Below are 4,166 nucleotides of genomic sequence, written 5' to 3' on the forward strand. Positions count from 1 at the left end.
GGTCACCGGTGCGGCCGCGGGATCGGAGGCACCCGCGGGGGCCGGGGGCGGGGCTGCGGCCATTGCTGCCTCCATCTTCTTCGGCGGAGGCGGCGGCTCCGGCACCTGATCCAGCGGCTGCTTCGGGGGCGCAGGGGGCTCCGGCGGCTCGGGAGGCTCAGGCACCGGTTCCAGAGCCGGTTCCGGGGCGGGCGGAGCTTCCGCCATGGCCCATTCCGACACCGCCTCAATGAGCAGCGCCACGCCCACCAATGCCACGCCGATCCCGAGCAGTCCCAGGACCCCGCACATCTCCGGATTCGACGAAGAGTCGACACACTCGTCCACCGGTGCCGGTGCCGGTGGCTCCGGATCGTCGGTCTCCCGGGAGGCCGGGTCCTCTTCCTCCTTTGTCGGAGGTGCAGGTGGCTCCTGAGGTGGGGGCTCCACCGCCTGCGGCGTCGTGGGTGTCTCACACACCGGCGGTGCCGGCGGCGAGGTTGGCGGCGGGGTCGGTGTCGGCGGTACCGCGCACTCCTGCTTCTTCGGCGGCGCTGGCGGCTCCTGCTGCACTGGCGGTTCCAGCGGTGCCGGAGGCATCTGAGGGGATGGCTCCACCGCCTGCGGTGTCGTCGGTGGCGGTGGTGGCGGAGGTGTCACCTGCTTCTTCGGTCCGCCCGCAGGAGATTCGATCGGAGTGGCCGGTGTCGCAGCCTCGGCGCACTCGACCACCGGGGGTGCCGCGCGTTCCACGGGTTGCTCGCAGACCCGGTTCCCACGGGAGAGGAACTCGTCGAGACACCCGGCCACGGCGGTGTCCCTGTCCCGACAGGTGTTGACGATGCACTCCCCCGCCGAGTCGATGAGGTCCGCGCCTGCCCCCACGCATTCAGAGAACACCTCGGGGTGTTCCAGCGGGTCCACGCGGGCGAGGAAGGCGCACAGCTGGGCGATCACGGCCTCCAGGGCCACGAGCACCTCCTGGCAGGCCGCATCAGAGACGTTGGTGACGTCGTCGAGGGCGTCGGTGGCCTCGGCGGCGTCGTCGACAAGCTCCTCGGACTGCTCACGGTTGCGGAACCAGTCCCGCGCGCTGCCCGCCAGCCTGCCGAGGACCTCGCCGAGGGCCGCCTGGGCGATCAACTCGGCCACCTTGGCGAGGATCCCCCCGCGCAGCGTCTCTGCGCTGGCGTCGGTGACGGCAGCCCGGGTGTGGCTCAGCAGCATGCCCGGATCCAAGCCGTCAGTCGAACTCAGCGCCTGCGCGACGATGGATGGGCTGACACCGGCACCGGTATAGCGCCCTGCCGAGGCTCCGATGAGCATCCGCTCCACGCCCCGGTACGCGGTGGCGAGGTCGCTCATGACAGCTCACCCCCGAAATGCTTGTCGACGTCCCCGTAGACCCGCATCTGCTCCGCCGCCGCGTCAGTCACGGCCCGGAGATTCTCGATACGGGTGGCACCAGCGTCGTGGACGTTCTGCAGCATCGCGGCGATAGCCGCCCCGCGGTCGGCGAAAGCCCTCCCGGCGGCGGCCACCGGAAATCCCGGGCGGGTGCCCAGTTGGCGCAGCTGCTGTTGTTCTGCCTCGGTGCGCATGCGCGCCAAGGCGGTCAGTGTTGGTGTGAGGTCAATGTGTATCCCGGACAAGAAAAATCCCCCTTGCGTCGTCCGTGGTGGGTGGTCCCACCATCATTGGACTGCGCAAGAGGGCAAAAGGTTCCCGGGGGTGGCTAAACTGCCGCCACCACGGCCGCCAGTTGGCCGGCGACGCGCCGTGCCTGCTCGGTCTCCGCGGCCTCGACCATGACGCGGAACAGCTCCTCCGTCCCCGAGGGGCGCAGCAGGACACGACCGTTGGAACCGAGCTCCGCCTCAGCCTCAACCATGGCCTCCTGAACGGCCTCGGAGCCCATGATCGCGGCCTTGTTGGCCACCGGCACGTTGATGAGCACCTGCGGCAGCACGGTCATCACGCTGGCCAACTCACCGAGCGACTGACCGGTCTCCGCCATCCGTGCCATCAGCTTGAGGCCGGTGAGCGTTCCGTCACCCGTGGTGCAGTGGACCGGCAGAACGATGTGTCCGGACTGCTCGCCACCGAGGCGGAACCCGCCCTCGTTGAGCCCCTCGAGAACGTAGCGGTCGCCGACCTTCGTCTCGAGCATGGTGATGCCCTGCTCCTCCATTGCCAGGCGCAGACCGAGATTGGACATGACGGTGGCCACGAGGGTGTTCTTGCGCAGCTCGGACTTCTCCTTCATCGCCACCGCCAGCACCGCCATGATCTGGTCGCCGTCGATGACATTGCCCTCGGCGTCGACGGCCAGGCACCGGTCGGCGTCACCGTCGTGAGCCAGGCCCAGGTGGGCACCGTGTTCGACGACGGCCTTCTGCAGCTGGTCGATGTGGGTGGAACCGCAGTTGTCGTTGATGTTGTAGGCGTTGGGCTTGTTGTGGATCGCCACCACCTCCGCGCCGGCCGCCTCATAGGCCTTCGGAGCCACATCGGAGGCGGCACCGTTGGCCGCGTCGACGACCACCTTGATGCCGCTCAGATCGATCGGTGAGGCCTCCGCCAGGTGCTTGAGGTAGCGATCCTGGGCGTCGGGGGACTCCTCGATGACGCGCCCGACGCCGGTACCGGTGGGGCCGTTATCGGCGAGCGAGGACATGGCGACCTCGATCTCATCCTCCACCGCGTCGGGCAGTTTGCGGCCGCCGGCGGAGAAGAACTTGATGCCGTTGTCCGGCATGGGGTTGTGCGAGGCGGAGATCATCACGCCCATGTCAGCGCCGTAGTCGTCGGTGAGGAAAGCAACACCCGGGGTCGGGATGACACCGACGCGCAGGACATCGACACCCCGCGACGCCATGCCCGCGGCCAGGGCGGCGGCCAGCATTTCACCGGAGACGCGCGGGTCACGGCCGATGATGGCGGTGGGGCGACGCTCGGTGGAACGTCGATTCTTGGTCAACACGTGCGCTGCCGCCGCTCCGAGCTGCAGGGCCAGCGAGACAGTGAGATCCTTGTTCGCCAGGCCGCGAACGCCGTCAGTACCGAAGAGTCGAGTCATGTCGGATATTATGCCTGCCACACCCCGTCAACGGCGAACGCCGCCCCACCCGGAGGTGGAGCGGCGTCGGCAAGCGGCGGAAAAATCAGCGCTTGGAGTACTGCGGGGCACGACGTGCCTTGTGCAGACCAGCCTTCTTACGCTCGACGGCACGAGCGTCACGGGTGAGCAGGCCGGCCTTCTTCAGGGCGGCGCGGTCAGCCGGGTTGTACTGGTTCAGGGCACGGGCGATGGCCAGGCGCAGGGCGCCGGACTGGCCGGTCGGGCCGCCACCAGCGATGTTGGCCTTGATGTCGAACTGACCCTCGCGCTCGAGGAGAGCGAGCGGCTGCATGATGTCCTGCAGGTGCAGCTTGTTCGGGAAGTACTCCTCGATCGGGCGGCCGTTGCAGGTGATCTCACCGGAGCCGGCGACCAGGTGGACGCGGGCGATGGCGCGCTTACGACGACCGACGGTCTGGATCGGGCCGTCCAGCTCGATCGGGGCAGCAGCCTCGACAGCCTCCTCGTCGGAGACCTCCGGAGCGACGGCGTCGCCGATGGTGTAGTTGAACTCCTCGGTGGCAGCGGTGGCGGCGTCGATGTCGCCGGCCTCGGCCACGGTCTGGTCCTCGTTCAGGTTCTCGTTCTGCTCGGTCACTGTGCCACCTGCTTGATCTCGTAGGTCTCGGGCTGCTGGCCGGCGTACGGGTGCTCGGAGCCGGCGTAAACGTGGAGCTTCTTCACGGAAGCGCGGGAGAGCTTGTTGTGCGGCATCATGCCGGTGATAGCTTCCTCGACCACGCGCTCCGGACGGGTGTCCAGAGCCTTGCCCAGGGTCATGGAGCGCAGACCACCCGGGTAGCCGGTGTGGCGGTAGCGCATCTCGCGGTCACGCTTGTTGGAGGAGACGTGAACCTTGTCGGCGTTGATGATGACGACGTGGTCGCCGCAGTCAACGTTCGGGGTGAACTGGGGCTTGCCCTTGCCGCGCAGCAGATCGGCTGCGTGGGTGGCGAGACGGCCCAGCACCACGTCGGTGGCGTCGATGACGTACCACTTACGGGTGATGTCACCGCTCTTCGGGTGGTAAGTAGACACTAATGACTCCTTGAAAGTCTGTCTGGGG

The 4,166-nt window shown here is 68.1% G+C and carries 5 protein-coding genes; all 5 read right to left on the reverse strand.

From position 1 onward, the window contains the following. The coding region (locus Q4F73_RS10700) for a hypothetical protein (RefSeq protein ID WP_303359334.1) at window positions 1-1,344 on the reverse strand (1,344 nt) is incomplete at its 3' end. Next, window positions 1,341-1,589: a hypothetical protein gene (locus tag Q4F73_RS10705; RefSeq protein ID WP_303359335.1), complete on the reverse strand. Its 249-nt coding sequence runs from the start codon at window positions 1,587-1,589 to the stop codon at window positions 1,341-1,343. The genes Q4F73_RS10705 and Q4F73_RS10700, both read right to left, overlap by 4 nt. Window positions 1,590-1,714: 125 nt before the next feature. Next, on the reverse strand, window positions 1,715-3,058 hold the full coding sequence (gene glmM, locus Q4F73_RS10710) for a phosphoglucosamine mutase (protein ID WP_303359336.1): 1,344 nt from the start codon (window positions 3,056-3,058) through the stop codon (window positions 1,715-1,717). A gap of 85 nt (window positions 3,059-3,143) precedes the next feature. Beyond that, window positions 3,144-3,698, reverse strand: coding sequence for a 30S ribosomal protein S9 (gene rpsI, locus Q4F73_RS10715; RefSeq protein ID WP_303359337.1), 555 nt, complete (start codon window positions 3,696-3,698; stop codon window positions 3,144-3,146). Continuing rightward, window positions 3,695-4,138 (reverse strand): 50S ribosomal protein L13, encoded by a 444-nt coding sequence (gene rplM / locus Q4F73_RS10720; RefSeq protein WP_303359338.1) that lies wholly within the window; start codon window positions 4,136-4,138, stop codon window positions 3,695-3,697. Before rplM ends, rpsI begins: the two co-directional genes overlap by 4 nt. Window positions 4,139-4,166: the final 28 nt, after the last annotated feature.

The organism is Corynebacterium sp. (assembly GCF_030535495.1).
Classification (GTDB): Bacteria; Actinomycetota; Actinomycetes; order Mycobacteriales; family Mycobacteriaceae; genus Corynebacterium.